Origin of the sequence: Mycoavidus sp. HKI (assembly GCF_020023735.2) — a bacterium.
Lineage (GTDB): Bacteria > Pseudomonadota > Gammaproteobacteria > Burkholderiales > Burkholderiaceae > Mycoavidus.
In genome coordinates this window covers 2,174,266-2,199,558 of sequence record NZ_CP076444.2, presented here as the reverse complement: position 1 = coordinate 2,199,558, position 25,293 = coordinate 2,174,266, and the positions used below count along the sequence as shown (strand labels likewise).

General features: G+C 49.7%; 25 protein-coding genes, 1 tRNA gene and 2 pseudogenes. 18 read left to right on the top strand and 10 right to left on the bottom strand.

The genetic code is table 11. The features are described 5' to 3' along the window. The first annotated feature begins 28 nt into the window (after positions 1-28). A complete protein-coding gene (locus KMZ15_RS08660; protein ID WP_223692722.1) occupies positions 29-880 on the top strand; it encodes a biotin--[acetyl-CoA-carboxylase] ligase in 852 nt (283 codons plus the stop codon). 54 nt (positions 881-934) lie between these two features. Then, positions 935-1,762 carry a type III pantothenate kinase gene (locus KMZ15_RS08655; RefSeq protein WP_223692719.1) on the top strand — a complete coding sequence of 276 codons (828 nt, stop codon included), beginning with the start codon at positions 935-937 and terminating at the stop codon, positions 1,760-1,762. A 328-nt stretch (positions 1,763-2,090) separates the two neighbouring features. Here the strand turns inward: KMZ15_RS08655 and KMZ15_RS08650 are convergent, their stop codons facing one another. Together KMZ15_RS08650 and rfaE2 are read right to left on the bottom strand one after the other, a co-directional pair. Further along, positions 2,091-2,549 (bottom strand): copper chaperone PCu(A)C, encoded by a 459-nt coding sequence (locus KMZ15_RS08650; protein ID WP_223692717.1) that lies wholly within the window; start codon positions 2,547-2,549, stop codon positions 2,091-2,093. A gap of 390 nt (positions 2,550-2,939) precedes the next feature. After that, positions 2,940-3,458 carry a D-glycero-beta-D-manno-heptose 1-phosphate adenylyltransferase gene (gene rfaE2 / locus KMZ15_RS08645; protein WP_223692714.1) on the bottom strand — a complete coding sequence of 173 codons (519 nt, stop codon included), beginning with the start codon at positions 3,456-3,458 and terminating at the stop codon, positions 2,940-2,942. Between the two features lie 51 nt (positions 3,459-3,509). Here rfaE2 and KMZ15_RS08640 point away from each other — a divergent pair. The 4 genes from KMZ15_RS08640 (at position 3,510) to KMZ15_RS08625 (ending at position 6,259) form a co-directional block, all read left to right on the top strand. Continuing rightward, positions 3,510-3,585, top strand: a tRNA-Lys gene (locus tag KMZ15_RS08640). Between the two features lie 194 nt (positions 3,586-3,779). Then, positions 3,780-4,931, top strand: a complete 1,152-nt coding sequence (locus KMZ15_RS08635; protein ID WP_258134748.1) for an ImmA/IrrE family metallo-endopeptidase — start codon at positions 3,780-3,782, stop codon at positions 4,929-4,931. After that, a complete protein-coding gene (locus KMZ15_RS08630; RefSeq protein ID WP_223692710.1) occupies positions 4,918-5,400 on the top strand; it encodes a DUF4411 family protein in 483 nt (160 codons plus the stop codon). The genes KMZ15_RS08635 and KMZ15_RS08630 overlap by 14 nt, the downstream gene beginning before the upstream one ends. Before the next feature lie 136 nt (positions 5,401-5,536). Continuing rightward, positions 5,537-6,259, top strand: a complete 723-nt coding sequence (locus KMZ15_RS08625) for a pirin family protein (RefSeq protein ID WP_223692707.1) — start codon at positions 5,537-5,539, stop codon at positions 6,257-6,259. Between the two features lie 51 nt (positions 6,260-6,310). On the opposite strand, the gene KMZ15_RS08620 is transcribed toward KMZ15_RS08625, so the two are convergent. Further along, positions 6,311-7,786 (bottom strand): deoxyribodipyrimidine photo-lyase, encoded by a 1,476-nt coding sequence (locus KMZ15_RS08620; RefSeq protein WP_223692705.1) that lies wholly within the window; start codon positions 7,784-7,786, stop codon positions 6,311-6,313. A gap of 99 nt (positions 7,787-7,885) precedes the next feature. Between KMZ15_RS08620 and mnmE the strand changes: the two genes are divergently transcribed. Beyond that, positions 7,886-9,280 carry a tRNA uridine-5-carboxymethylaminomethyl(34) synthesis GTPase MnmE gene (gene mnmE, locus KMZ15_RS08615; protein WP_223692702.1) on the top strand — a complete coding sequence of 465 codons (1,395 nt, stop codon included), beginning with the start codon at positions 7,886-7,888 and terminating at the stop codon, positions 9,278-9,280. Between the two features lie 64 nt (positions 9,281-9,344). Here mnmE and KMZ15_RS08610 read toward each other — a convergent pair whose 3' ends face one another. After that, positions 9,345-9,668, bottom strand: coding sequence for a DUF1840 domain-containing protein (locus KMZ15_RS08610; protein ID WP_223692699.1), 324 nt, complete (start codon positions 9,666-9,668; stop codon positions 9,345-9,347). Between the two features lie 101 nt (positions 9,669-9,769). Between KMZ15_RS08610 and argS the strand changes: the two genes are divergently transcribed. The 5 genes and pseudogenes from argS to can form a co-directional block, all read left to right on the top strand. Then, positions 9,770-11,542, top strand: a complete 1,773-nt coding sequence (argS, locus tag KMZ15_RS08605; protein WP_223692697.1) for an arginine--tRNA ligase — start codon at positions 9,770-9,772, stop codon at positions 11,540-11,542. 59 nt (positions 11,543-11,601) lie between these two features. After that, on the top strand, positions 11,602-12,204 hold the full coding sequence (locus KMZ15_RS08600) for an SPOR domain-containing protein (protein ID WP_223692694.1): 603 nt from the start codon (positions 11,602-11,604) through the stop codon (positions 12,202-12,204). A gap of 60 nt (positions 12,205-12,264) precedes the next feature. Beyond that, positions 12,265-12,903: a thiol:disulfide interchange protein DsbA/DsbL gene (locus KMZ15_RS08595; protein WP_223692692.1), complete on the top strand. Its 639-nt coding sequence runs from the start codon at positions 12,265-12,267 to the stop codon at positions 12,901-12,903. An 86-nt stretch (positions 12,904-12,989) separates the two neighbouring features. Further along, entirely contained in the window at positions 12,990-14,603 is a 1,614-nt protein-coding gene (locus KMZ15_RS08590; RefSeq protein ID WP_223692691.1) for an ABC transporter substrate-binding protein, read from the top strand. Positions 14,604-14,650: 47 nt separating this feature from the next. After that, positions 14,651-15,322 (top strand): annotated as a pseudogene (can, locus tag KMZ15_RS08585) (carbonate dehydratase); the annotation flags it as partial. 64 nt (positions 15,323-15,386) lie between these two features. On the opposite strand, the gene KMZ15_RS08580 reads toward can, so the two are convergent. Further along, positions 15,387-15,644, bottom strand: a complete 258-nt coding sequence (locus KMZ15_RS08580; protein ID WP_223692689.1) for a DUF3567 domain-containing protein — start codon at positions 15,642-15,644, stop codon at positions 15,387-15,389. 341 nt (positions 15,645-15,985) lie between these two features. Here KMZ15_RS08580 and KMZ15_RS08575 point away from each other — a divergent pair, with 341 nt between their 5' ends. Further along, positions 15,986-16,870, top strand: coding sequence for a ferritin-like domain-containing protein (locus tag KMZ15_RS08575; RefSeq protein ID WP_223692687.1), 885 nt, complete (start codon positions 15,986-15,988; stop codon positions 16,868-16,870). An 18-nt stretch (positions 16,871-16,888) separates the two neighbouring features. Here KMZ15_RS08575 and KMZ15_RS08570 read toward each other — a convergent pair whose 3' ends face one another. The 5 genes from KMZ15_RS08570 to KMZ15_RS08550 form a co-directional block, all read right to left on the bottom strand. Beyond that, positions 16,889-18,052, bottom strand: coding sequence for a Fic family protein (locus KMZ15_RS08570; protein WP_223692685.1), 1,164 nt, complete (start codon positions 18,050-18,052; stop codon positions 16,889-16,891). A 58-nt stretch (positions 18,053-18,110) separates the two neighbouring features. Then, positions 18,111-19,160 carry an N-acetylmuramoyl-L-alanine amidase gene (locus tag KMZ15_RS08565; RefSeq protein ID WP_223692682.1) on the bottom strand — a complete coding sequence of 350 codons (1,050 nt, stop codon included), beginning with the start codon at positions 19,158-19,160 and terminating at the stop codon, positions 18,111-18,113. A 176-nt stretch (positions 19,161-19,336) separates the two neighbouring features. Next, the gene (locus tag KMZ15_RS08560) at positions 19,337-19,882 is read right to left on the bottom strand and encodes a TlpA disulfide reductase family protein (protein WP_223692671.1); all 546 of its coding nucleotides are present in this window, start codon (positions 19,880-19,882) and stop codon (positions 19,337-19,339) included. A gap of 59 nt (positions 19,883-19,941) precedes the next feature. Next, on the bottom strand, positions 19,942-21,477 hold the full coding sequence (locus KMZ15_RS08555; protein WP_223692669.1) for a YifB family Mg chelatase-like AAA ATPase: 1,536 nt from the start codon (positions 21,475-21,477) through the stop codon (positions 19,942-19,944). A 21-nt stretch (positions 21,478-21,498) separates the two neighbouring features. Next, positions 21,499-21,750: an accessory factor UbiK family protein gene (locus tag KMZ15_RS08550; protein WP_223692667.1), complete on the bottom strand. Its 252-nt coding sequence runs from the start codon at positions 21,748-21,750 to the stop codon at positions 21,499-21,501. A 244-nt stretch (positions 21,751-21,994) separates the two neighbouring features. On the opposite strand from KMZ15_RS08550, the gene KMZ15_RS08545 reads away from it, so the two are divergent. From KMZ15_RS08545 to KMZ15_RS08525, 5 genes and pseudogenes are all read left to right on the top strand, one after another. Then, positions 21,995-22,333, top strand: coding sequence for a P-II family nitrogen regulator (locus tag KMZ15_RS08545; protein WP_223692665.1), 339 nt, complete (start codon positions 21,995-21,997; stop codon positions 22,331-22,333). 119 nt (positions 22,334-22,452) lie between these two features. After that, positions 22,453-22,923 carry a PTS sugar transporter subunit IIA gene (locus KMZ15_RS08540; protein ID WP_223692663.1) on the top strand — a complete coding sequence of 157 codons (471 nt, stop codon included), beginning with the start codon at positions 22,453-22,455 and terminating at the stop codon, positions 22,921-22,923. Further along, positions 22,895-23,164 (top strand): HPr family phosphocarrier protein, encoded by a 270-nt coding sequence (locus KMZ15_RS08535; RefSeq protein ID WP_223692660.1) that lies wholly within the window; start codon positions 22,895-22,897, stop codon positions 23,162-23,164. Before KMZ15_RS08540 ends, KMZ15_RS08535 begins: the two co-directional genes overlap by 29 nt. Before the next feature lie 55 nt (positions 23,165-23,219). Beyond that, positions 23,220-24,971 (top strand): phosphoenolpyruvate--protein phosphotransferase, encoded by a 1,752-nt coding sequence (gene ptsP, locus KMZ15_RS08530; protein WP_223692658.1) that lies wholly within the window; start codon positions 23,220-23,222, stop codon positions 24,969-24,971. Positions 24,972-25,014: 43 nt separating this feature from the next. Further along, positions 25,015-25,287: pseudogene (locus KMZ15_RS08525) on the top strand (hypothetical protein); the annotation flags it as partial. Positions 25,288-25,293 lie beyond the last annotated feature (6 nt).

The following is a 25,293-nucleotide window of genomic DNA, read 5'->3' as shown; positions in this document are numbered from 1 at the left end:
GTGCGTGGTCCGTTAAAATACGCTTACTATGGTTTTTTCTTCGACTTCCCTATTATCTAACACACGACGCATTGACGGTGAGCGACTTCGTACACTTTTATCCGCCTCTTTACAAAAATTGACGATTGAGGTGGTGGCTAAGACCGGTTCGACGAATGCTGATTTAATCGCCCATTTAAGGGCTGCGCATAAACCCCCACTACCCATTGTGCGGGTTGCGTATCAACAAACGGCTGGCCGTGGGCGGCATGGGCGGCCATGGTTTGCCGCGGCGGGCGATGCGTTACTTTTTTCGTTTGCCTATAAAATAGCTCGGCCACCTGCCGAACTTGCTGGGCTTAGCCTTGCCGTAGGTACCGCGATAGTCGCTGGATTGCGCGCCCTGATGCGCACGGATACGCATCGGCTGGCACTTAAATGGCCTAATGATGTCTTGCTCGATGGCGCAAAATTGGCGGGCAGTTTGATTGAAACGGTGCGCTGTACCAATACCTCGAGTACAGTGGTGATCGGTATTGGACTTAACCTGGATGGTGAGGCTGCGCTGGCGGCACAGCTTGATGCGCGGGCCAATCCGCCGGCGGCCTTAGCGCGAGTATTACCGGCGGTGGCCATGACCGATGTCTTGGCCCAGGTGCTGAATGCCCTGGTCACCATGCTCGAGCTTTTTGAGAAGCATGGTTTAGCGCCTTTTCTGCAGGCGTGGGATGTGGATCATGCTTATACTGGCAAGAAAGTGCTGATATTAGAGAATGGCCATGAAATTTTACGTGGTGTCGCAACTGGCATTGACTCGTATGGCCGATTGTTGATCGATACAGGCAACGGCATTCAAGCGCTGGCAAGTGGTGACGTTTCGTTGCGAGCATATATTCTGTAACATCGTCGGTTTTTCCTATTCCGCCTATAAAAGGGCTTCTTTTTCAATACACTCATGATGTCTTTTGCTCCATCTGCGGCTCCTTTTCTTTTAATCGATGCGGGTAATAGCCGCATTAAATGGGCACTGGCCGATGCCGGCGGTACGCGCATTGCATCTGGCGCCTTTGCGCATGAACGTGGCGCGTTACTCTCATTGCCAGAGCCGGATTGGTCGATGCTGCCAATACCCGGTAGTGTTTGGATTGCAAATGTGGCGGGTGAGCGTACGGCCAGGCGCCTTGAAACCTTAACCAGCACACGTTGGCCGCATGCCCCGCGCCATACGGTAAGCGCACAGCCCAGCCTGTGCGGCGTGCGGAATAGTTATCGCGATTATCGGCAACTTGGCAGTGATCGTTGGGCTAGTCTGATTGGCGCGCGCGCAACCTATCCGGCGGAACATCTGCTGATTGCTACTTTAGGTACCGCGACTACATTGGAAGCGCTTTATGCAGATGGCACTTTTGCTGGCGGCTTGATTGCGCCCGGCGGGACGATGATGATGCAGTCGTTGGGTCAACATACCGCGTTGTTGCCGACGGCGGAACACATGACTGAAGGACAAGACCCACATGGCGGGCAGGCTGGAGCGCCCTTTGCGGTCGATACGCAGACTGCTTTGCATGAAGGCTGTTTACTTGCTCAAGCTAGTTTAATTGAGCGCGCGTGGCGCGATTTATGCACCCAGATTGGCGCTCCGGTCCGATGCGTATTAAGTGGTGGTGCGGCCAAAGGAGTGAGCCGCTTGTTGACAATTGACTACACCTACCATGAGCACTTAGTGCTAACAGGGCTTGCGTTAATTGCGCGCGAGCAAGTGAATTCGTCTAATGATAGATAAATTAGGATTGCTGATGTTAAACAGCGATGACACCTGGTCGAGGCATGCTAATCCAGTCGGCAGATTATGACACTGAGACATATTTGAATTGCTTTTGCTCGGTCCAGGTGGGCGTTTTGTCTCTTGTAAACTTTACGCAAGAGCTTGCAAAAGGGATAAAGCAGATTATGGATAGAATGGGGTTATGATAATCGGACGCTGTTTAAGCAAAGTTCACGTCGATTCAACTCAATCGAAGAGGCGCGCACTGACTTTAAGTGTGCGCCTCCTTAAGTAAACACTTATTGCGTTATGATTGGCTGCACAATATGCGAACGCTAATTTTATTTTAATAGAGTTCTGGAGATGTGCGTACCGGCATTCTTGCTTTAAACACTTTGCCGTCTGACAAAAAGAAAATAACTCTGGCGTTGTCGCCTGGCGTAATTAAGCGGGTTGGCTTTTCAAACATAAGGTGGTAACTGCCGGGAACGAGCGCAAACTCACCCTTCGCAGGGATAGTGAATCTATCGACTTTAACCATTTTGCTGGATTCTGCATCGGCTACAGTTTGATATATTGTGATCCTTTGGTAGTCTGGGCTCGTGATTTTAGTGACATCGAGCGCTTGGTCTGAGCTATTTTTCAATGTGATATAGCCGGCAGCAGGAAGCGCGTTAGGTAACCAACGTACCCAAACTGAATTAACCGCTGCTGTAATGTCAGTCGATACAGGCGTTTTGGCAAATGCTGAAGTGGGTGAAATGAAAGTCAATACACTGGTTAAGAGCAAAGTAAGAAGTCTCATGGTTTCTCCTGATTATGATGTTTATTAAAAAGAATGCCTAAACTGAGAGTGCTATTAAATGATTGAGTTTGAGTCTTGGTCCGTTTTGTGTATTCCCCCCTCTCTTTTGTTAGAAATATGAACGCCTAAATATATCCAGGCAGTACATAATAAAGTACTCCCCTGTGTCGGGTTTTTCAAATAAATAACTGCGTCCTGTTGTGTTTGGCCAACGTTCTGGTAACCCATCATTAATAACGTCAACTCAAATTAAAGCAAGGGGCTGAATAAACGGAATCATGACAAAAATCCAATAAGGATCTTGACGGTTTTCGAAATTTGTGTGTGATTACACCCATTCTCATCACGGGCCCAATTTAATGATGGGTACCCTACCTGAGAAATCACACTTTAATTTGTCGTTGTTACCGCGGGGATCGCGTCCCGTAGCGAGAATGCACGCACCCTATGCAATAAAGCAGACGTTGAGCGCTGATACTCAAAAGGAATCGTCAGCGCTTGTCCACCCCAACCGCGCACAAGCGCCGCTTCTGGCAATGCGTCCATATCATAATCGCCGCCTTTAACGAGGATCTCCGGCCGTAATGCATCAATCAATGCAGTTGGCGTTGGCTCCTCAAAACATACCACCCAATCGACACTCGCAAGTGCGGCTATCAGCGCCATGCGATCAGCAGCATTGTTGATTGGGCGATCCTCACCTTTACCAAGTAAGCGTACCGACGCATCGCTATTAACGCCAACCACCAAACATGCGCCTAATGTACGCGCTTGAGCTAGATAACTGACATGGCCGCGATGCAAAATATCAAATACGCCGTTTGTAAAAACAACTGGCGCTGAAAGAGTTGGACGCTTTGCGACGAGATTTTCGCGGGTTAAAATTTTCTGTTCAAAATGAGCAAGCATACGAAATACGATTTTGAGTGTGTGTTAGCTTGTTATAATACGCTTTCTCTTGGGGCGTTAGCTCAGTTGGTAGAGCAGCGGACTCTTAATCCGTAGGTCGAGCGTTCGAGCCGCTCACGCCCCACCATATACCATCAGGCTTCTAGCCTAATTTGGGTTCTTTATTTTGTTCTACAAAAATCTATTTTGTAGGCTTAACGAGTCTCCCTCGTTTGCGCACATAGTGCTTTGTCATCGAGACGTTACTACCGCCCCTGCACCTCTCCTGAGAGAAGCGAAGACGCCTTGCAAGGCAATGCCCGGTCGGTATAATGGGGTGTTATGGAGCTAATTCAGTCGATCAATTCGGAGAGGATAATTTGGTGCTGTGCCGATCACGGCACAACGCCAGGCGAACTCGCGTCTGCGGTCGGCATCTTGCCAGCGACGATGGAGCGCGTTCTGGCGGGAGAGCACGGCTTAACGTTCCCTCAGCTCAGTAAGGTCGCAAGCTTCTTTGGTCGGGGAGCGCTTTTTTTCCTAGAACCCGGGCCGGTCGACGAAACCCAAGTGCATACCGCCGCGTTCCGGACCTTGGCAAATCAAAAACCTGAGCTAACAACCGGGTTGAAGTTACTCATCGAGCGCGTCGAGAGACAGCGTGAGATATATCTGAGCCTTCGCGAAGATTTAGATGGCGCCGATTTGCCTCGGTTTGAAGAGCCGGAGGATCTGCCGCGCGAGAACCCCACGGAAGCAGCCAAGGTCGCGCGCCGCTGGCTGGGTCTCGATGACAGTAATACGTTTGACAGTTATAGAACGGCGCTAGAAGCGCGTGGTGTGCTGGTTTTTCGTAGCAACGGATACAATGGCAAGTGGCAAATCGCCAAAGAGAGTCCGATTCTGGGCTTCAGCATTTACGACCGTGATTGTCCCGTCATCGTTGTAAAAAAGCAGGCCTCGGAATCTCAGCAATCCTTCACCCTCATGCACGAGTTGGGGCACTTGCTATTGCATCGAAGCAGCTCAATTGACGACGAGCGCGATATACAGTCCCACCAAGGTCACGAAAAAGACGCAAACACGTTCGCTGGACACCTGCTTGTGCCTGTGGCATTTCTAGCAAGAGTGGATGATAAGTACCGCCCGCGACAAGTTTCTGAGTTCGATGAGTGGTTGAAACCGCTTCGGCGAGAGTGGGGCCTTAGCACGGAAGTCATCTTGCGTCGCCTGCTTGATATTGGTCGGCTGTCGCAAGAGCAATATGCTGATTACCGACACTGGCGGTCTGCTCAGTCTTCTCCTGAGCAGAATGGTGGAACCCGGATGTACCGCCATCGAGAGCCTTCGCACATTTTCGGCGATAGATTCGTGCGCGCTGTATTGGATGCACTCAATAGTCGGTACATCACCTTGGCGAAGGCAAGTAGTTATCTCGATGGCTTGAAGATCAATGACCTGCATCAATTGGAACGCTACTATGCAGGTGTTTGACGCCTCTTCCATGATCTACGCTTGGGACAATTATCCAGTAGGTCAATTTCCTGGTTTGTGGGTATGGATAGCGGCTGAGATCAACCAGCGAAGGCTCACGATGCCTAGCGTGGCATACGAAGAGGTTCGTAAGAAAACACCTGATTGCAGTAATTGGCTGGTGACGGCGAATCTAGAGCAACTAGGAATCACGAACGTAATCATACAAGACGCGATCCGGATGAAGGGGCTACTCGGAATTGTGGGTGACAAGTATCATTCGAATGGCGTCGGCGAGAATGATCTGCTCATCATTGCTACAGCACGAGCTCATAGGAGAGAGCTGGTATCAAATGAAGGGCGACAAAATCTGCTACCCGCCGTGAAATCGAAACGAAAGATACCTTCTGTATGTTCTATGCACGAAGTTGCCGTGCCATGCATCGACTTCGTCCAATACATACGTCGATCAGAAGCCGTCTTCGGTTAAATCACACAGCAGAAATGAGCCCTTGCAGCATGGCTTAGCTTTCTACTTTTAGAATTTATTAAAAAAGAGGGCGGCGCTAAATTATCCGATTGAATTTAAGATACACTCAGCATACATTTCCTTTTAAGGAGGCGCCATGCTTGAAATACGTAAAGCCGATGAACGGGGTCTTATGCGCTCTAGCTGGCTGCATTCCCGCCCCACTTTTTCTTTTGGTCAATACTATGATCCTGCGCATATGGGGTTTTCTGACTTACGGGTGATTAATGATGACATCGTTGCGCCCGGCCGTGGGTTTGGGATGCACCCGCATCAAAATATGGAAATTGTCACCTATGTGCTAACCGGTACTCTAGAGCACCGAGATTCGACGAGTACCCATGCGACGATGCGCCCCGATGAAGTGCAAATCATGAGTGCTGGTACGGGCATCATGCATAGCGAAATGAATCCTGATCCAAATGAACCTGTGCATTTGCTGCAAATCTGGATCCTCCCCGGTAAGCAAGGGATCGCCCCTCGTCATGCGCAGATGCATATTCCGCAGGCTGATAAAAATGGGCGGTTACGGCCAGTATTGTCACCTGATGGGGCGGCAGGCACCCTCCAAATCCATCAAGATGTGCATATGTATGTAGGCGTATTTGACGGCGCGCAAGCCGCTAACCTAGAGCTTGATCGTAGGCGTTGCGCTTATGTGCATGTCGCACGCGGCTCTATCATGCTTAATGAGAAAGAGCTAAACGCAGGAGATGGAGTGCGTGTGAGAGATGAGTCTTCTTTACATTTTTCGGCAGGGAAACAGGCAGAGGTGTTGGTATTTGATCTGCGCCCCGAGGATTCTGCACAAGCTCTTTGATTGGCTTTGACGCTCTTGAAGACCTAAAGAGTTGTGATAAAGGTGGCGAGATTAGGCGGTAGCAGAATCGTCATTGGATTTGATTGATGTTCTGTCTCGGTGCTTAAACAATGCCAATGCTTTATCGCGTTGACAGGCGTGATCAACTATTGGCAATGGGTAATCCACGCCAAGCGTAATACCCGCAGCATCGAGCGTGGCTTGGTTTGCCAGCCATGGTGCATGAATAGCTTTACCTTGCAAAGCGCTTAGCTCCGGGCAATAGCGGCGAATAAACTTGCCATCAGAGTCGAATTTTGTTGATTGTGTGACCGGATTGAAAATGCGGAAATAGGGCTGAGCATCGCAGCCGGTGCTCGCCGCCCATTGCCAACCGCCATTGTTGGCAGCCAGATCGAAATCAATCAGCTGTTTGGCAAAGTAACGTTCTCCCCAACGCCAATCAACCAATAAATCCTTGACCAGAAAACTCGCAGTGATCATGCGCAGTCGATTATGCATATAGCCAGTCTGATTGAGCTGGCGCATGGCTGCGTCAACCATAGGGTAGCCAGTTTGTCCTTGGCACCAAGCTGTAAATAAGATCTCATCGTTTGGGAAGGCTAGCGCATCGTAGTCCCGCTTGAAGGCATGGTGCACCACATCTGGCCGGTGCCAAAGAATCTGCTGATAGAACTCACGCCAGATCAATTCTGAGAGCCACGTCTGAGCTCCGTGGCTGCCTTCACGCCAGGCGTAAGCCGCTAACTCACGAATCGATAGCGTACCAAAGCGTAGATGTACGGACAAATAAGATGGCCCTTTGACTGCTGGAAAATCGCGGCTGAGGTGATAGCGATCAATACGCTCCTTGAAATTCTCAAATAGCGCTTCACCGCCTGTCGTGCCAGGTTGGATGGGCAAATCAGCTAATCCGGCAGGCACAAAATTGAGTTCTTGCAATGACGGAAAAGGTTGTGCATCCAATTGGGCTAAGTGATGCAGGTAAGGTGCTACGGGATATGAGCGTAGGTAGAAATCGTTTAACTTGGTAAGCCATGCACGTTTGTAGGGCGTAAACACGCTATACATACTATTGGCTTGAGTGACAATTTCGTCCTGCTCAAAAATTACCTGATCTTTGAATGTGCGCAGCGCGACGTCCTGCTCACGAAGAGCAGTGGTGACTTCGGCGTCGCGCTTGATGGCATCTGGCTCATAGTCGCGATTAGTATAAACTGCGCTAGCTCTAAATTCGGCGACTAACTCCGGAATCGCTGTAACAGCATTTGCATGTCGTATGACAAGATCGCTCTTGGCTTGTTGTAATTCGTCTTTGAGCGCACGCAGTGATGCATGAATAAATTCAACGCGACGATCTGCACGGGGTAGGGTCGCTAAAATGGTGGTGTCAAAGACAAAGACTGGGATAACCTGGTCGTATTCTTTCAGCGCATGATAAAGTGCGGCGTGATCAAATAGTCGTAGATCCCGACGAAACCAGACAAGAGCAATGCTGGTCTCTTTATTTGAGGATTGTGTCGCCATGGTCAATCTCTAAAATTTGCTGTCAATCTTTTTGCCATATTCTCACGAAACTGATCTGACGTGTCTTCTATCATTACAAAGATCGTAGGTGTGCCGCTAATGTTTACAACTCATCAAGATCCAATTATTGCTATTGCTACCGCCCCAGGCCGGGGTGGGATCGGCGTAGTGCGCCTATCGTTTGGCAAGCTGGTGGCAGAAGTGGTTGCCCGCTTGATGTTAGCCGTGTGCGGTCAGGAGCTCTTGCCACGTTACGCGACTTACGTACCATTCTTGGACGCGCAGGGAGGGATTCTGGACCGCGGTATAGGTCTTTATTTTGCTGCGCCTCATTCTTATACCGGCGAACATGTACTCGAGTTGCAAGGGCACGGTGGGCCAATTGTTTTGCAGTTATTGTTACAGCGTTGTCTTGCTGCGAATATAGTACCGGGTTTGCGTTTAGCTGAGCCTGGTGAATTTACGCGTCGCGCCTTTCTTAACGATAAGCTTGACCTAGCGCAAGCCGAAGCGGTTGCTGATTTGATTGAGGCGAGTACGGAAGCCGCGGCCCGTTGTGCCGGTCGCTCGCTAGATGGGGTGTTTTCGCGCGCGATTCAGCAGTTGGTGGAGGATTTGATTCGCCTTAGAATGTTGGTCGAAGCCACTCTTGATTTTCCGGAAGAGGAAATTGATTTTCTGGAGGCTGCAGATGCGCGTGGCAAACTCGCTACACTTCGTCATGAACTGAGCCAGATTCAATCTGATGCGCGGCAAGGCGCATTATTACGCGAAGGGCTGTCAGTGGTGTTGGCCGGACAGCCTAATGTAGGTAAATCTTCATTATTGAATGCGCTAGCTGGCGCTGAGCTGGCGATTGTGACGCCGATTGCTGGCACCACCCGCGATAAAATTGCGCAGACCATTCAGATTGAAGGTATCCCGCTGCATATCGTTGACACTGCAGGTTTGCGCGAGACAGAGGATGAGGTTGAGCGGGCTGGCATCGCTCGTACTTGGCAAGCGATTAAGCAGGCGGACATTGTGCTGCATTTGCTAGATGCGCGTATCGGCTTTACGCATGAAGATGCGGCGATTGCTGCTAGCTTACCGGCAGGCGTGCCGATTATTCAACTCCATAATAAGATTGATTTGCTTGCAGAATCGGCTGCTGTGGCTTTGGCCACCGAGGCCAAAGCTGTGCGGACTGTACGCTTGTCAGCAAAATCAGGCGCGGGGATTGACGATTTACGTGCGCAGTTGTTGGAGATTGCTGGCTGGCAAGTCGGTACTGAAAGTGTTTATTCGGCGCGTGAGCGGCATTTGATTGCACTGCGCGCAGCCAACCGTCATCTATTGAACGCGGCGGAGCAAGCAGCGCAGAACGCGCAGGCGCTTGATCTTTTTGCCGAAGAACTGCGCTTGGCGCAACTGCAACTCAATACCATTACAGGTGAATTCACTTCGGATGATTTACTTGGCGAGATTTTTAGTCGGTTTTGTATTGGTAAATGACACAGCTGTTGACCGATACCGCATTGAAAGTCTGGAGCCTAAGGACAAAAGACCTTCACTGTAATCAAATACCCCAGACAATATCGGCTTCTTGCTGATGCGCAACACGCATCATATCCAGCAGTGGAAACGCGCGTTGCGCAAGCCCAACAGGTGTTTCATCGGCTAGCTCGTCATGGTCAAAATGATGTTCGGCACGCGCTAGCGCTTCTTTTTTTTGCTCATCATCAATAGCGGCTTCTAAGCGAGCGATGGCTTGCGCTAGCTCATCGTGGCTAATCACCCCTTGCTTATCCAGTGGTTTGCCGATAATCCTCAGTAAGAACCGTGCAAGGTTATCGAGCATGATGATCTCAGGGGTAGCGATTGATTTAAAAGTAATTAACATAGGAGCTCCTTAAATTTTGTCGGTTACAAGCTGAAGGCTTTGTATCACTGCTAGAATCCTTACTTCCGCGCAAATTTGTGCATTACGTTTCTTTGCCTTGCATGTTACCAGCCCAAAAACAGATTATTGAAGCCATTTTTACTGACGCGATCAAAAATTTAGCGCCATCATTTGCCAGTGAGTTAGATTTACTGATTACGCTCGAGCGCCCTAAGATCGCTGCCCATGGCGATGTGGCGAGTAATCTTGCCTTACAGCTCGCTAAGCCATGGCGCATGAATCCACGTCAGCTTGCTCAGCAGCTCGCAGAGAGCGTATGTGCGCATCCGCGTGCGTCAGGTTTGATTGAGTCGGCCGACGTTGCTGGGCCGGGTTTTATCAATTTAAAGTTGTCGGCTGCGGCGAAACAAGCGGTGGCGCGGGCGGTGCTGAATGAAACCGCGTCGTTTGGGTGTGCCTTTGCAGTGGCTGAGCAGCCGGCCAAGCGCGTGCTGATAGAGTTTGTATCTGCTAACCCGACGGGCCCGCTGCATGTTGGCCATGGCCGGCAGGCAGCGCTAGGCGATGTCCTGGCGAATGTGCTGAGCACGCAAGGCTGGCAGGCGCATCGTGAGTTTTATTACAATGATGCGGGCGTGCAAATTAATAATCTTGCGTTGTCAGTGCAAGCGCGTGCCCGCGGTTTGACGCCGGCCCATGCGGATTGGCCAGAAACGGCCTACAACGGCGAATATATTGCTGAAATCGCGCGCGATTATCTGGCTGGGGCTACGGTCGTAAGGCAAGATGCTGAGCCGGTAAAAGGGCTGGGCGATGCGAATCACCTCGAGGCAATCCAGTGTTTTGCGGTGGCGTATTTACGCCGCGAACAAGATCTGGATCTGCAGGCGTTCGGGGTTAAATTCGATCAATACTATCTTGAGTCATCGCTGTATAGCGATGGCCGGGTTGAGGAAACGGTTGCCGCTTTAGTGGCGGCTGGCAAAACGTACGAACACGACGGTGCGCTCTGGTTGCGCACAACGGATGAGGGCGACGACAAAGACCGGGTCATGCGCAAAACCGATGGCAGTTATACGTATTTTGTGCCAGATGTTGCTTATCATGTGACAAAATGGCAGCGCGGCTTTAATAAGGTAATTAATGTGCAAGGTTCTGATCATCACGGGACGATTGCGCGAGTGCGAGCGGGTTTACAGCAGTTGGGGCTGAATATACCGCAAGGTTACCCGGATTATGTGTTACACAAGATGGTGACGGTAATGCGCAACGGTCAGGAGGTTAAACTCTCAAAACGCGCAGGCAGTTACGTGACGGTGCGTGATTTGATCGAATGGTCAGGCGGCGGCCAAGCTGCACCAGAAAAGCTGCCAACAGCTGCGCTGCCTGATGATGACATCATCAGGCGTGGTCGCGATACCGTCCGTTTTTTTCTGGTTTCTCGTAAGGCGGATACGGAGTTTGTATTTGATATTGACCTTGCGTTGCAGCAAAGCGATGAAAATCCGGTGTATTACGTGCAATACGCACATGCTCGTATTTGCTCAGTGCTGGCGCAGTGGGGCGGGGATTTGACCACCTTGACGCAAGCGGATGTCACGCCACTGGTCAGTCCGCATGAAAACGCGTTGCTTAAGTGTTTGGCTGAATATCCTGAAATGCTAACGCGCGCGGCGACTGAACTTGCGCCACATGCGGTGGCTTTTTATTTGCGCGAGCTCGCCGGTCAGTTTCATGCGTTTTACAATGCTGAGCGTGTTTTGGTTGATGACGATGCTAAGCGTATAGCGCGTTTAGCTTTGATTGCAGCAACCCGCCAAGTATTGGCGAATGGCTTAGCTATACTGGGTGTCAGCGCACCCGCTAAAATGTAGCTGAAAGACCCCATTAATCATGGGCCTTATTTTGAAATTACTTGGGTACTGTTTGAATCATGAGAAAGCAACGCCGTTCTTCTAAGCAAAATGGGGGGACACTTTTGGGTATCGTGCTCGGTCTCACAGTTGGATTGGCGATTGCGGTTGTGGTTGCGTTATACGTGACGCGGGCGCCCACGCCTTTTGTCACAAAGACTGCGCCAGCACCTAGCGCGGAGAGTCTAAATAGCCAAGCCAGTGCTGATCCAAACCGACTCTTGCAAGGCAGATCTCCTAGTCAGCCAGTGGCACCAGCGGGGCCATCTTCTGAGCCAGGCTCTATGATCGAACCGCAGATTGTCGAAGTGCCATCGTCTGCCGGCGCGCTAAACAGCGGCCAAGCTGTCAATAAATCTGAGCTAGCCTCTAACGGGGCGAACAGCAGTTATTATTTGCAAGTGGGCGCATACAAGACACGGGCAGATGCCGAACAGCAACGGGCTAAACTTGCCTTACAAGGCTTTGAGTCGAAGGTAACCCGCTACGAGAATGCGGGCATCTTGTATTATCGCGTGCGCCTTGGTCCGTTTACGCGCTTCGAGCAAATGAATCAGGCGCGTTTGCGGCTGACCGATGCGGGCATTGATACGGCGATTATCCGTCCACAAAGCAATAAATGAGTGTGTCTGCCTAAATGATATATTTCTGTATTTTTAACTCGATAGTGGTTATAGATTAATATGAAAAAATCGCTTGGTGTTTTCTTCGCCTTGATCCTTTTTGCCGTGGGTAGCGCTGATGCGTCGGCTTTAGTGCCGCAAGCGGGCAAACACTATAAAGTCCTGAAAACCCCGCAGGCAGTGAGTGTGGCGGCAGGCAAAATCGAAGTGATTGAGTTTTTCTGGTACGGTTGTCCACATTGCAAAGACTTTGATCCTTTGATTGAAGCGTGGGCTAGCAAACAAGGTCCTGATGTTGTGCTTAAGCGTGTGCCGATTGCGTTTGACGCAAACCTGGCGCTTTATCAAAGACTGTATCATGCGCTTGATGCACTCGGGGTCGCGACTCAGGTGGCGCCAAAAATTTTTAAAGCCATTCATGTCGACCGGAATTATTTGCAAACCACCGAAGCGCAAGCAGAATTTATTGCGCAGCATGGTGTTGATAAGAAAAAATTCCTCGAGATCTACAACTCTTTCAGTACGGCAAGTGAGCTACAGCGTGACAATAAATTGATGGTGGATTACAACCTTACGGGCGTACCTGCGCTAGCTGTGCAGGGAAAATATGAGATTTCTCCGGCGCTGACGAATAGCCTGGAAGGGGTCATGCCAGTGTTAGACTTTGTTGTGTCGCAGATTCGTGCGAAAAAAATGTAAGTTTGCTGTTAAAAGTTAAAAAAACCGCAAACGGGAAGCCAGTGTAAGGCCACACTCGCATGCCAATTATCAGAGAGAAAGGCTTTATGAAGCAAAAACTGATCGCTACTTGCTGCGCGAGTTTATTATTGTTGAGCGCGCCGTTAACCGTTGTCGCTAAATCTGCAGTGTCTAAGTCTTTAACCGTTTGTACGGAAGCAAGCCCTGATGGTTTCGACGTTGTTCAGTACAATGCGTTGGTGACCACGAATGCAAGCGCCGACCTTATTTTTAATGGCCTAGTGGCTTTCGACGAGGTGACCAGCAAAATCGTACCGGCCTTGGCTGAGAAATGGGATGTGAGTGCAGATGGACTCAATTACACTTTTTATTTACGCCCTAATGTGCATTTTCAGACCAGGGGCGCGTTCAAGCCGAGTCGCACATTGAATGCGGATGATGTGGTTTTCACTTTTGATCGGATGCTGAATCCGGCCAACCCTTGGCATAAGGTGGCGGGCCCCAGCGGCTTTCCACATGCGCAATCGCTGCAATTGCCGGAGCGGCTAAAAGCCATCCAAAAAATTGACGCAGATACAGTACGCTTTACTTTGAATCAACCCGATGCCACCTTTTTGTCAGTACTGACGATGGGTTTTGCCTCGATCTATTCGGCCGACTATGCAAACCAGTTGCTCACCGCGAACCGCACTGCAGATTTCAATTTAGAGCCCGTCGGCACGGGTCCATTCATGCTGCGTAGCTATCAAAAAGATGCGCTTATCCGCTATGACCGCAACCCACAGTATTGGGGCGCGCGCCCGCAGGTTGACCAGCTGATTTATGCGATTACCCCCGATCCAGCTGTGCGTGTGCAAAGGCTGAAAGCTGGCGAGTGCCAAATTTCATTGTCGCCACGGCCGCAAGACGTGAGCGCAACGCGGGTAAATCAATTGGTTAAAACGATTGAAACCCCTGGTTTTATGACCGCCTTTGTCGCTTTGAACACCCAGCATAAACCGCTCGATAATAAAAAAGTGCGCCAAGCGATCAACTTAGCATTTGATCGCCCCAATTATCTGAATGCGCTATTTAATGGAACGGCTTTGCCTGCTGGCAACCCTTATCCGCCAGGTACTTGGAGTTATGCGAAAAACATTCAACCATGGCCGAACAATATTGTCCGAGCCAAACAACTTCTTGCTGAGGCGGGCTATCCTAAGGGCTTTGAGACCGTGATTTGGACGCGTCCAACGGGCAGCACTCTGAACCCAAATCCACAAACAGGCGCCGAGCTATTGCAGGCTGATCTTGAAAAAATTGGCATTAAGGCACAGGTCAAAATTGTTGAATGGGGCGAGTTGATCCGCGAGGCGAAGCAAGGCGAGCATGATCTATTGTTTATGGGCTGGGCTGGCGATAATGGAGATCCAGATAATTTCTTGACCCCGCAATTTAGCTGTGCGGCGGTACGTTCGGGTACTAACTTCGCACGTTTTTGTCAGCCTGAACTGGATAAGTTGATTGCTAAGGCAAAGGCCACGACGGATCAAACGCAGCGTACCCAATTGTATCTTGCGGCGCAGAAAATCATCTACGATGCAGCGCTGTGGCTTCCGATTGGCCATCCCAAAGTGATTGCATTGACGCGTGGTAACGTTTCTGGCTACCGTGTGAGTCCGTTCGGGCGGCAGAATTTCAATGCTGTATCGATTCATTAATTCGCTCAACTGGCATGTCACGTAAATTGGAAAATGACCCTACTCTGATGGATACAATCAATCATTCGGCGCAAGATCATCCCGATCCCCTTAGCCATCTGTTCGATAACAACAGTGCGTGGGTTAAGAGCATGTTGGCTGAGAATCCCGATTATTTCTTAAGTTTAAAGGATCAGCAAACACCGGAATATCTATGGATCGGTTGCTCTGATTCGCGCGTGCCGGCAAATCAAATTATTGGTTTGCCCCCTGGTGAAGTATTTGTCCACCGTAATATTGCGAATGTGATTGTTCATTCCGATTTAAATTGCTTGTCGGTGATTCAATTTGCGGTTGATCTGCTCAAAGTTAAGCATATTATGGTGGTCGGCCATTATGGATGTTCTGGGGTGGGGGCGGCGCTCTTTGAGCGACGTGTGGGGCTGGCGGATAACTGGTTGCGCCATATTCAAGATGTCCAAGACAAGCATCGGCAACTGCTAGAACAGATACCTGCTGGCGAAGAGCGGCATCGGCGTTTAATTGAGCTCAATGCAATTGAGCAAACTGTCAACGTATGCCGTACAACCATCGTGCGGGACGCCTGGGCGCGTGGTCAGGCGTTGATGATTCATAGCTGGGTATATGGCGTACATGATGGTCGCTTACGTGACCTTGGTATGACTGTGTCTGAACCAGGTGCGCTCGATGCCACTTATGCGTGTTGCATCGAGGCGCTTGGATCACAATAATGGCGCTAATGCCCGTTGTGCGTCATCATGCGAAAAACGGCAACAAGCTGCTTTAGTGCAGGATGACCGGATGTGTCATCAGACTATCGAATTGACCGAGGAAATCGTCTATTTCGTCAATAGTGGGTTGTAATTCAATCAATTTTTGCACATTTTCTCGGAATTGCGCCGCCATTTCACCATCAATAAACAGTTCACGTTGTAGATTTTTCGCAACGATTTCATATGCTCCAGCCTTCAGCGAGAAACTGCCGACTTGTGCTGGAAACTCAACGATACAATAGTTTGGGCTGTTATAAATCATCTGCATGGTATGACTCCTTGTTCCGACGCTTCGGTGATGCTCAACGCATATGGAGCGGTTTGGATCAAATTCAATAGACAGCCTATTTATAAAAACTATGCCATTCCATCGTAGCGCGCTTTAGCCAAAATAGGGGGAAATATGTACATTATTGAGTATTTCCTCAACAAAATATCAAATATGATCGGCCTAAGAAACGATTTTAGTTTGATGGTAACTTGTTTGGCCCTATTGTAAACCGTGTATGTATAAGGCGGTGAACAAGCCGACGTAGAGCGTGCTATCATAAGACAATTGAGGAAGTCTAGTCCGCCACATTGTAGATAGCGGACACAGGAATGAACTATATGGACACAATGCTTTATCCCGAGTTGTATAAATCGCTCGAAGCCGTACGTTGGGACATGGAAAAAGACATTCCATGGGACCGTTTTGATGCCTCTTTATTGACGTCAGAGCAGGCTAACACCATCAAGATGAATGCCATTACCGAATGGGCGGCGCTGCCTGCAACAGAAATGTTCTTGCGCGATAACCACCATGACAGCGATTTTTCTGCATTCATGAGTATCTGGTTTTTTGAAGAACAGAAGCATTCTCTGGTGCTGATGGAGTATCTACGGCGTTTTCGCCCGGAACTATTGCCGACGGAAGAGGAGTTGCATGCCGTACGCTTTCCGTTTGACCCAGCGCCGCCGTTAGAAACGCTAATGTTGCACTTCTGCGGTGAAATCCGCTTAAATCACTGGTATCGGTGTGCAGCCGGTTGGCATACTGAGCCGGTCATCAAGCATATTTATGAAACTATTTCGCGCGATGAAGCAAGGCATGGTGGCGCCTATTTACGCTATATGAAAAAAGCGCTGGTGCAATCCGGTGATACTGCGCGTGCTGCATTCGCTAAAATTGGCGTGCTCATGGCGTCGGCCCGCCGGACTGAAAAACCTTTGCACCCGACTAATTTGCACGTGAATCGCGCGCTTTTTCCGCGTGACACGGTGCAATCGCGTTTACCTGATCCTGAATGGCTTGAGCACTGGCTTGATGAGCAGATACGTTTTGACGGCGGTTGGGAAAATAAAGTGGTTGATCGAATTTTGCATAATTTATCGCTTATTTTTGATCGCTCGTTTAAAACCGCGCAAGAATTAAACCGGTATCGCAAAGAAGTCATTTTACGCTTACAAGCTCAGAGTGGTAGTGCAACGGGTGAAGTTCCGCAACCTGCTTAAAGCCGGCGAGTCACTGGCCTATCGGCCATTTGGGTGGTGGGGATCGTAGCCGTCGCACGGATATATAATTTCGTAGCTAGTGCTGCGCCCTCCCTTACCCGTAGAAGTAAGGCAGCCTTTTGCAACTAACTCGCTTAATTCGCGATAGGCTGTAGCGCGGCTGGTTTTAGTCAAACTTATATACTTACGGGTGTTGATGCCGCCTTCAAACCCTTTAGAGCCAGCGTCCAACAAACGATTGAGCACTTTATGCTGGCGCTCATTGAGACTGCTTGCTTGATGATGTAACCAAAATCGAGCTTTAGCCAGAGTGTTGGTGATGGATTGTTGTGCGGCGGTGGCAGCGGCCTCAATTTGCATTAAAAACCAAACCAACCACTCGGTAACATCTAGGCCGCCTCTCTGCGTGCGCTCAAGGTAGGTGTAATAATTTGCTCGTTCCCGCAGAATTTGTGCAGATAAGCTAAAAAATCGCATCGATTGACGTTCATCTTGCGCTAATGCCATGTCAGTAATGGCACGAGCAAGCCGGCCATTGCCGTCTTCAAAGGGATGTAATGTGACGAACCACAAATGAGCGAGTCCCGCACGGATCAAGCCATCGCTCTTAGCCTCTTTGGCATTAAACCAGGTTAAAAAGCGCTCCAGTTCTAACTCTAGCCCTGGTCTCGGTGGTGCAATGAAATGTACCCGTTCGTGGCCGATGCGACCTGAAACCACTTGCATTGGCGCATCCCCTCGCAATGCGCCAGAACGCACGGGATGCAGTACCGAATAACCATTGGGAAATAACGCTGCTTGCCAGCCCAGCAGGCGCTCAGTCGTAAGCGGAGCACTATAGTGCTGTGTTGCGTCCAGTAAAACTTCAATCAATCCGTCGACAGCGCGCGCCGGAGCGGGTAACCCAACCGTAGGCAATCCCAAGTGCCGGGCTACCGATGAACGGACTGCATCCAGGTTGAGTTGTTCGCCTTCGATCGCGCTTGTGGTTAAACCGTCTTCAACAAGAATAGAGGCTATCGCTTCACGCGTCAGATTGGTATCGAGCAAACGCGTGGCGCCTAATATTTTGCCTTGCGCTAACCGCGCACGGGCTAACGCTGGAGAAAGTTTATCTTGCTGCCAGCTAAATTGTGGCCAACCGGATTGTTGCCAAATCCACAGGTCAGATATTTGCATCATTTAATCGCTTCAATTATTGAAGCGATTATCGGCTGTAATCGCTTCATAGGCAAGTCAATTAAGCAAAATCATTGATCCCAGAGGTCTTGACGTGCAAAGTGGTATCTTCAACTCTGCCGCATACTTTTATTGCAAGGCTATGCAAAGTGAATTTGCCCTCTTCATCTAGTTCAAATTTTTCCTTGTGCCCCAAGTAGTGTAGATTGAAAGCTTGAATTGCATTCCTAAGCGGTTCTACTTGATACCCAAGTGTCGTTAACGCATCAGCGGTATCAAAATTCTCTGGCAGTTCGCTCTGCCGCTCTCCCGGCTTCAGCCACAATCCAAACCCTTTGTCACCTAGCAAACCCCATGGGAAAAACCAATTGGGATCAACTTTCCGCCCGGGTGAGATATCTGCATGGCTAATAAAATTTTCAATCGGGATAGCGTGACGATCTTTGAGATCTTCGAGTAATTCAAATAGCTTGTTGATCTGTTCATTTGGAAAAGGTTCAAATCCGTTATTAACCAGTTCGATGCCAATTGAACAAAAATTGACATTTTTCATTCCTTGCCACTTTGATACGCCAGCATGCCAAGCTTGATAGTTATCCGGAACTAAGCATATCAAATCACCATCACGGTCAATCAAATAATGAGAGCTCACATTATGATCCGCCATAATTTTCACCGTTTCGGCTGCACTGTTAGTCGCAGTATGATGCAAAATGATGTGGGTAATTTGAATGTCGACAGACCCGCGCTCATTTTGATTAACCGTAGGGAAAAATTTCATTTTTTCCCAAAATATATCTGGCTGCCTGCTTATTTTTTGCTGATGAGCAATATCATGTTTAAAACGTTGCGATAGAAAATGTTGGAAAACGTCATCTTGACGAAGTCTCTCTCGAAACATGTATCGTTCAGTTTTTTCGAATTCTTTAAAATAAGCTGTTTGAAAACGCTCATTCTTTGCTGCATCTAAAAAAGCATTTTTCAATAACGTATTGCCCAGCGCGGCAGCGGATTCAGGCTGCGCTAATGCCTTTTCCAAGGCGGCTTCCGGCGCTAGAGGGTGGGTGCCCGTAAGAGGCATAGCGGGTTGGACGGAGAGTATAGAAAACATTTGAATTTCTTTTAAAGAATGTTCCGGGAAATTTGCATCGCCCCAATATAATTGCTGTTATTTTTATGGTCAGAGGCGAGAGAAACGCCATGATGATGGTCGATCCGGCGTATGGTTTTATTCGCCAAATTCTTGTATCTATTTAAGGTAACTCTGGGCAAAAAATGGGCAGATATTTATACGAATGTATTCGCGCGAGCAGAGGCGAGTGCTGACTTGAGTAACTGATGTAGTTCGTGAGGGTTTGGCGTACCGATATAGCGCTTCAAAATGCGCCCATCTTTATCAATCACAAAAGTAGTGGGGGTGAGTTGGATATTGCCAAATTTCTTCGCAGCGCTGCCATCATCAATGGCGACTTTGAACGGCAATTGGCGTGTTTGACTATAGTTTTTCACATAACTTGGCGTGTCGTAGCTCATTGCAACCGCGATAACTTCGAGCCCTTGGTCTTTGAATTCAGTGTAGGCGCTAACGAGCGTGGGCATTTCCTGGATACAACTGGGGCAGTTGGTTGCCCAAAAATTGACCAGATAGACTTTGCCTGTAAGCTGTTCAGTGGAAATTTTCTGGCCAGAAAGGAGAGTAAATGTCGCATGAGGCACATGCGGGGTCGAATTGAATGCGAGCCATGCAGCGCAGCCAAGAGTGGTGGCGATGACTGATGCGATAACGTAGGCGATAAGCCGGCGGTGAGGACAAAGGCGCTGAAAAATATTCATATGCAAATTGTAAAGCATGAATGATTGTTACTCGACAATCATTTCTCCAGTTTCCAGTCCTATTTGAATACCCGGCGATACTGAATGGCCTCGGCTATATGAGAAGCATCGAGCATTTTAACGTCAGCGAGATCGGCAATCGTCCGTGCGACTTTGAGTGCACTGTAATAAGTCCGGGTTGACCAGCCAAAGCGAGAGCTTGCGCTGCGCAATAAAGTTTCTCCGGCATGGTCTGGCCTGCATAGGGCGTCGATTTCACGGCCGCTTAGAAATCGGTTGGGTTGCTGTTGCCGCGTGAGTTGGCGCGAACGCGCAGCGACGACCCGGGCGGCTACGGTGGCGCTTGCTTCCGATGATAGTGTAGTCCGTTCGGCTAATTCGGCGGGAGTCAGCGCGGGCACTTCAATGTGTAGGTCAATGCGATCCAGCAGCGGCCCGGATAATTTGCGCCAGTAGCGAGCGGTATTTTCTGGCGAGCAGTGACATCGTCCATTTGGGTCACCCAGCCAGCCACAAGGACAAGGGTTCATTGCTGCGACTAATTGGCAGGCAGCAGGAAATTCAGCCTGATGCGATGCGCGTGAGAGGGTGATGGAGCAGGTTTCTAGGGGTTCTCGCAGCATTTCCAATGCGCACCGGTTAAATTCCGGTAATTCATCTAGAAATAATACGCCATGATGCGCTAGCGTAATTTCTCCTGGCCGAGGCGGATTGCCGCCACCGACTAGGGCAGTAGCCGTGGCCGAATGGTGTGGCGCACGAAACGGCCGACAGCGCCATTGTGCCGGTGTGAAGCCTAGTGAGCTGGCACTTAATAGGGCCGCAGAGGCCAGCGCTTCTTGATTGGACATTGGCGGCAAAATACTGGCAAGACGGGTGGCGAGCATAGATTTTCCGGAGCCTGGCGGACCGATCATCAAAATATGATGGGCGCCGGCTGCAGCTACTTCAAGCGCGCGTCTGGCGGCACTTTGGCCGATAATGTCCGCCATATCGGGGAGGATGGCGGAATATATTGCCTCAACTGGCTTAAACGGTAGCAGGGGAGGGCTAAGCAAGCCAGCTAGATGAGTGCATAGGGTGCGCAGATCAGCGGCTCCAAAAGCCGCAATCGTAGGCACGAGTGCGGCTTCAGCCGCGCAGCCTAGCGGTAAGTAGAGATGAACGGGCGTTGCGGGCGATGGATTAGCTTTTGCGGCTTGGGCCGCAAGTCCACATGCCATGGCAAAAGCGCCGCGCATCGGCCGCAAAGCGCCGGTCAGGGATAATTCGCCGGCAAATTCGTGTGTATGTAGTGCCGCGGCGGGTAATTGCTCGCTAGCGACCAAAATACCTAGCGCAATCGGTAGATCAAAGTGGCCAGATTGTTTGGGCAGATCAGCCGGCGCTAGATTGACTGTGATGCGGCGCACCGGAAATGTAAAACCAGAATTTTGCAGTGCTGCGCGCACCCGCTCTCGGCTTTCACGCACTTCAAGTTCGGGCAAGCCGACAATAGAAAATGAGGGCAATCCATTGGCCAAATGGACTTCAACGGTGACTTCAGGTGCGCTTGCCGCCGTGAGTGCGCGGCTGTGAACCACAGCAAGCGACATACCTTATCTCCAGATACTCGTTTAATCCGTTTTAGACAAATTGAGCTCGCGCTCAAGCTGAGCCACGCGCAACTCAAGCTCTTCAAGCATTGCTCGGGTGCGGGCGAGGACTTGTGTCTGAATATCAAACTCTTCACGAGTGACCAGGTCTAGTTTAGCAAAGCCTTGCGTGAGCATGGCTTTCAGATTGTGTTCAATATCTTTGACGGGTGAATTTTTAAGTAAATCAGAAATTTTCGCCTGCAAGTCTTGAAAGAGTTCGCTAGGTTTCATAGTGTGACCTCGGAGCAATGCACAGAGGCTGTGCGTAAAAAAGGAAAGATGAACGACGCAATGACTGCGCTATGGAAATGAATGATATGCCATACTAGTCACTGCTCAGTATCGGCGTGATGCAGATACATCACGCTTAGATAAGACGACTGTAGCATGAATGCCTCGTATACTTAAGTCTATTGGGTACGAATTAGCCATTTAGGCTAGACAAATATTTTTTTGGTTTTTGACGGAGTTTTTAATGAAATGGATTACCGCAATCATCAAGCCATTTAAACTCGATGAAGTGCGTGAGGCCTTGTCAGAAATTGGTATTTCTGGGATCACCGTGACCGAAGTTAAAGGTTTTGGCCGACAGAAAGGGCATACGGAATTATATCGTGGCGCTGAATATGTGATCGATTTTTTGCCGAAAGTCAAAATTGAGATTGCCGTGCCGAAAGAACTCGTTGAGCAGGTGATTGACGCCATTGAGTGCACGGCACGCACAGGAAAAATTGGCGATGGCAAAATTTTTGTGGCGCCGATCGAACAGGCAATCCGGATTCGCACTGGCGAAACGGGCACGAATGCCCTTTAAGTATTCGCAACAAAGTGCATTATCATGCGTATATTAGTATATGCTAGGCTGGTTATAAATGGTATTTTGTACTCGACTACAGCATTGCATAGTCATAGAGTCTTCTACTTTAGGCTGATATGGCAGGTATTCTAATCATCGCACATGCTCCGCTCGCGGGCGCTTTAAAATGCTGTCTGTCGCATATTTATGGTGAGCTGCCGACGCGCATTGGGGCGATTGATGTTGTTCCCGATAGCGATCCAGCAGAGCTACTTGCCGCCGCGCACAATGAACTGTCTTGCTTAATCAAAGACAATGGTGCGCTGGTGCTGACTGATCTTTTCGGGGCAACGCCTGCCAATATTGCGAGTCAATTGGTCCATCTCCCCCAGGTGCGGGTGCTGGCCGGGGTTAATTTACCGATGCTGGTACGGGCTGTTTGCTATCGTACAACCCCGCTTGATCAGCTGGCTGAGAAAGCACTAGCGGGTGGCGCAAAAGGTATTCAAGCGATCACTATTCCCTCAGGTCCTTTACCGCCCACTTCATCTTTATCTGAGTTTTACCAACCGGAGTACCATGCTGCAACAAGAAACCACCATTGTTAATAAACTGGGCCTGCACGCACGCGCTTCTGCCAAACTGACGCAACTTGCTGCGCGTTACCAATGTCAAATCTGGATGACGCGTAACGGTCGCCGGATTAATGCTAAGAGCATTATGGGCGTCATGATGTTGGCGGCTGGCATCGGTAGTACCGTATTAATTGAAGCAGACGGGGTGGATGAAGCCGAGGCAATGGCAGCGCTGCTAGCGCTGGTCGCGGACAAGTTTGGCGAAGGGGGGTAGTCAGTTGTTAAATCGTTCGCAAATCAAAACAAAAAGGTTACCTTAGGAGATTCGCGTGTCTTTTATGCTGCATGGAATTCCCATATCCAGCGGTATCGCGATCGGACGGGCTTATCTGATAGCGGCCACCGCGCTTGAAGTCGATCACTATTTTATTGATCCGGACCAGCTCGAAGCTGAAGTCGCGCGCTTTTGCGCCGCGCAAGATGCGGCCCAGCGCGAGCTCGAGATTTTATGTGCAGAATTGCCGCCAGATGCGCCGAGCGAAATGAGTGCATTCGTCAATCTGCACTCATTGATTTTGCGTGATGCAATGCTGGCCGAAGCCACCGTTGATTTGATTCGTACCCGCCACTACAACGCCGAATGGGCATTGATTGAGCAGCTTGAGCGTTTGGGCCGTCATTTCGATGAGATTGAAGATGAATATCTACGTGAGCGTAAGGCGGATGTTGAACAGGTTGTCGAGCGTGTATTAAAAGCCCTGGCGGGCTCATCCTTTGCCGTGGCGGCGATTGCCGATAAAGCAGCCAGCACGGCTGACCATGGTGAAATGATTATTGTGGCGCGCGATATCGCGCCGGTCGACATGCTGCAATTTAAAACCCAAGTTTTTCATGGCTTTGTGACAGATTTGGGTGGGCGGACTTCGCATACGGCAATTATGGCGCGCAGCTTAGGCATTCCGGCCGCGATTGGCGTGCAACAGGCCAGTTCTTTGATTCGCCAAGATGATCTGATCATTGTAGATGGCGAGCGAGGCGTGGTCATTGTTGACCCTCCGCCGATTGTGCTGGAAGAATATATCTATCGGCAAAGCGAAAAAACGCTGGAGCAACGCAAGCTACAAAGACTTAAATTCTCGCCAACGCAAACCCTAGATGGCACGCCGATCGGACTTTATGCAAATATTGAACTCCCTGAGGATGCGGGCGCCGCACTGGCTGCGGGGGTGGTGGGCATTGGCCTTTTTCGGACCGAGTTTTTGTACATGCATAGTCAGCATGCGCTACCCGATGAAGAAGAGCAATTTGATGCCTATCGGCGGGTGATTGAGGCGATGAAAGGCTTGCCTGTCACCATTCGTACCATTGATGTGGGCGCGGATAAATCGCTTGATATGCGCGAGGTTGAGGATACGGTTAATCCGGCGCTCGGTCTACGTGCAATTCGTTGGAGTTTATCCGAGCCCCAGATGTTTCTGACCCAGTTGCGCGCTATTTTACGGGCCTCGGCTTTTGGGCCGGTGAGATTACTTATCCCGATGTTGGCGCATGCGCAAGAGATCACTCAAATGCTCGATTTACTTGCACAAGCCAAGGGCCAATGCGATGACGCCGGGCTGGTTTATAGTTCAGAACTTAAGCTTGGTGCCATGATCGAAATTCCGGCGGCGGCACTTGCTGTCGGGCTTTTTTTAAAGCATTTTGATTTTTTGTCAATTGGCACGAACGATCTGATTCAATATACGCTGGCGATTGACCGTTCTGACAGTGCGGTTGCCCATTTGTATGACCCCCTGCACCCTGCGGTCTTGCATTTAATTGCGCATACTTTGCGGCAAGCAAAGCAAGCTGGTGTCTCAGTGTCAGTGTGCGGTGAAATGGCGGGTGATCCTGCATTTACCCGTTTATTGCTGGGTATGGGCTTAACTGAATTTTCAACCCATCCTAGCCAGCTACTTGTGGTTAAGCAAGAGATCTTGCGCGCCCATCTGCCGACGCTTGAAATCGCTGTGAAAGAAGTCCTGGCTGCCTATGAGCCGGCAGAGCTGCAAGCGGCACTACGGCGATTAGCGCAAGTGTAACGCTTGGGGTTTGGTCGGGTAAATCACCACGCTGACGATGGGCCGCCCTGGCATGGTTGCGATTGAGGTTTATGAGAGCGAGCCAATTTTACAAGGCTACAATTTACTGCGTATGGAAAACGTGATTTGCACGCCACATATCGGTTATGTAGAACGTGAAAGTTATGAAATGTATTTTCGGGCTGCGTTTGAGAATATCTTAGCTTATCTAAAAGGCGATATCTATCATGCCGTTAATCCAGAAGCTTTATCGTCAAATCACCGTCATTTGCGAGGCAAGCATGTATCCATTACACCTGCAATTGCACGTGCATAATGCCGA

What these genes read in the sequence shown, in the direction of transcription:
- KMZ15_RS08660 (WP_223692722.1), top strand. Translation starts at nt 29, where the DNA reads ATGGTTTTTTCTTCGACTTCCCTATTATCTAACACACGACGCATTGAC.
- KMZ15_RS08655 (WP_223692719.1), top strand. Translation starts at nt 935, where the DNA reads ATGATGTCTTTTGCTCCATCTGCGGCTCCTTTTCTTTTAATCGATGCG.
- KMZ15_RS08650 (WP_223692717.1), bottom strand. Translation starts at nt 2,549, where the DNA reads ATGAGACTTCTTACTTTGCTCTTAACCAGTGTATTGACTTTCATTTCA.
- rfaE2 (WP_223692714.1), bottom strand. Translation starts at nt 3,458, where the DNA reads ATGCTTGCTCATTTTGAACAGAAAATTTTAACCCGCGAAAATCTCGTC.
- KMZ15_RS08635 (WP_258134748.1), top strand. Translation starts at nt 3,780, where the DNA reads ATGGAGCTAATTCAGTCGATCAATTCGGAGAGGATAATTTGGTGCTGT.
- KMZ15_RS08630 (WP_223692710.1), top strand. Translation starts at nt 4,918, where the DNA reads ATGCAGGTGTTTGACGCCTCTTCCATGATCTACGCTTGGGACAATTAT.
- KMZ15_RS08625 (WP_223692707.1), top strand. Translation starts at nt 5,537, where the DNA reads ATGCTTGAAATACGTAAAGCCGATGAACGGGGTCTTATGCGCTCTAGC.
- KMZ15_RS08620 (WP_223692705.1), bottom strand. Translation starts at nt 7,786, where the DNA reads ATGGCGACACAATCCTCAAATAAAGAGACCAGCATTGCTCTTGTCTGG.
- mnmE (WP_223692702.1), top strand. Translation starts at nt 7,886, where the DNA reads ATGTTTACAACTCATCAAGATCCAATTATTGCTATTGCTACCGCCCCA.
- KMZ15_RS08610 (WP_223692699.1), bottom strand. Translation starts at nt 9,668, where the DNA reads ATGTTAATTACTTTTAAATCAATCGCTACCCCTGAGATCATCATGCTC.
- argS (WP_223692697.1), top strand. Translation starts at nt 9,770, where the DNA reads ATGTTACCAGCCCAAAAACAGATTATTGAAGCCATTTTTACTGACGCG.
- KMZ15_RS08600 (WP_223692694.1), top strand. Translation starts at nt 11,602, where the DNA reads ATGAGAAAGCAACGCCGTTCTTCTAAGCAAAATGGGGGGACACTTTTG.
- KMZ15_RS08595 (WP_223692692.1), top strand. Translation starts at nt 12,265, where the DNA reads ATGAAAAAATCGCTTGGTGTTTTCTTCGCCTTGATCCTTTTTGCCGTG.
- KMZ15_RS08590 (WP_223692691.1), top strand. Translation starts at nt 12,990, where the DNA reads ATGAAGCAAAAACTGATCGCTACTTGCTGCGCGAGTTTATTATTGTTG.
- KMZ15_RS08580 (WP_223692689.1), bottom strand. Translation starts at nt 15,644, where the DNA reads ATGCAGATGATTTATAACAGCCCAAACTATTGTATCGTTGAGTTTCCA.
- KMZ15_RS08575 (WP_223692687.1), top strand. Translation starts at nt 15,986, where the DNA reads ATGGACACAATGCTTTATCCCGAGTTGTATAAATCGCTCGAAGCCGTA.
- KMZ15_RS08570 (WP_223692685.1), bottom strand. Translation starts at nt 18,052, where the DNA reads ATGATGCAAATATCTGACCTGTGGATTTGGCAACAATCCGGTTGGCCA.
- KMZ15_RS08565 (WP_223692682.1), bottom strand. Translation starts at nt 19,160, where the DNA reads ATGTTTTCTATACTCTCCGTCCAACCCGCTATGCCTCTTACGGGCACC.
- KMZ15_RS08560 (WP_223692671.1), bottom strand. Translation starts at nt 19,882, where the DNA reads ATGAATATTTTTCAGCGCCTTTGTCCTCACCGCCGGCTTATCGCCTAC.
- KMZ15_RS08555 (WP_223692669.1), bottom strand. Translation starts at nt 21,477, where the DNA reads ATGTCGCTTGCTGTGGTTCACAGCCGCGCACTCACGGCGGCAAGCGCA.
- KMZ15_RS08550 (WP_223692667.1), bottom strand. Translation starts at nt 21,750, where the DNA reads ATGAAACCTAGCGAACTCTTTCAAGACTTGCAGGCGAAAATTTCTGAT.
- KMZ15_RS08545 (WP_223692665.1), top strand. Translation starts at nt 21,995, where the DNA reads ATGAAATGGATTACCGCAATCATCAAGCCATTTAAACTCGATGAAGTG.
- KMZ15_RS08540 (WP_223692663.1), top strand. Translation starts at nt 22,453, where the DNA reads ATGGCAGGTATTCTAATCATCGCACATGCTCCGCTCGCGGGCGCTTTA.
- KMZ15_RS08535 (WP_223692660.1), top strand. Translation starts at nt 22,895, where the DNA reads ATGCTGCAACAAGAAACCACCATTGTTAATAAACTGGGCCTGCACGCA.